This is a genomic window from Allobosea sp. 10L417 (genome assembly GCF_056395485.1).
In genome coordinates, this window is record NZ_JBFTJP010000037.1 from 1 (window position 1) to 1,278 (window position 1,278).

1 protein-coding gene is annotated in these 1,278 nt (G+C 64.2%); it reads left to right on the forward strand.

Annotated elements, in window-relative coordinates:
* Positions 1-63 precede the first annotated feature (63 nt).
* A protein-coding gene (locus AC1DE3_RS28260) for an IS3 family transposase (protein ID WP_476852977.1) occupies positions 64-1,244 on the forward strand; the annotation gives its coding sequence in 2 pieces (ribosomal slippage) (positions 64-328 and positions 328-1,244; 1,182 coding nt in all).
* Positions 1,245-1,278: the final 34 nt, after the last annotated feature.

The following is a 1,278-nucleotide window of genomic DNA, read 5'->3' on the forward strand; positions in this document are numbered from 1 at the left end:
TGATCCACCCCCGTTGAATTGGTCCACCCTGAAGTATGTCTTTTGGCAGACAGGAGGACCGAGATGCCGAAGAAGCGCCACAAGCCCGAAGAGATCGTCGCGAAGCTACGCCAGGTCGATGTGTTGGTCTCGCAGGGGCAATCCGTTGCCGACGCGATCCGCTCGATCGGCGTGACGGAGGTTAGCTATTACCGCTGGCGCCGCGAGTTCGGCGGCCTGAAGACGGATCAGGTGAAGCGGATGAAGGAGCTCGAGGCCGAGAACGCCCGGCTCCGTCGCGCCGTCGCGGACCTGACGCTCGACAAGCTGATCCTGAAGGAAGCCGCGTCGGGAAACTACTGAGCCCCGCGCGTCGCCGTGCGTGCATTGAGCATGTCCGGGTCGTCCTGAAGGTGTCGGAGCGGCGAGTCTGCCGCGTGCTCGGGCAGCATCGCTCGACCCAGCGCCGGATCCCACGTGGGCGAGACGACCAGGAAAAGCTCATCGCCGACATCGTCGAACTGGCCCGCCGTTACGGCCGCTACGGCTATCGCAAGATCGCCGCGTTGCTGCGGTCGACGGCAGGCTGGGTCGTCAACGACAAGCGGGTCGAGCGCATCTGGCGACGTGAGGGGCTGAAGGTTCCGGCCCGACAACCCAAGCGCGGCCGCCTCTGGCTCGCGGACGGATCTTGCATCCGCCTGCGTGCAGAGCGGCCCAATCACGTGTGGTCCTACGACTTCGTCGAAGACCGCACCCATGATGGGAGGAAGTACCGCATGCTGAACGTAATTGACGAGTTTACCCATGAATGCCTGGCGATCCGCATCGATCGCAGGCTGAAGGCGATCGACGTCATAGACGTGCTCTCGGACCTGTTCATCCTGCGCGGTGTGCCGGAGCATGTTCGTTCAGATAACGGGCCGGAATTTGTCGCCAAGGCCGTGCAGGAATGGATCGGCGCGGTCGGTGCCAAGACTGCCTACATCGCCCCTGGCAGTCCCTGGGAGAACGGCTTCATCGAGTCGTTCAATGCCCGGTTGCGCGACGAACTCCTCGACGGCGAGATCTTCTACTCACTCGCGGAGGCGAAGACCGTCGTCGAAAGCTGGCGGCGCCACTTCAACACGCTGCGCCCACACGGCTCGCTCGGCTACAGGCCTCCCGCGCCAGAGGTCTTCATCCCAGCCATGACCGCGCGGCCGGCTGCGCAAACCAGACCGGCTACGCCGCCCGCGCTAGCGCCGAGGCCAACCGTACACTAACAATCACATCGGACCTCTCCGCGGGGGCGGATCA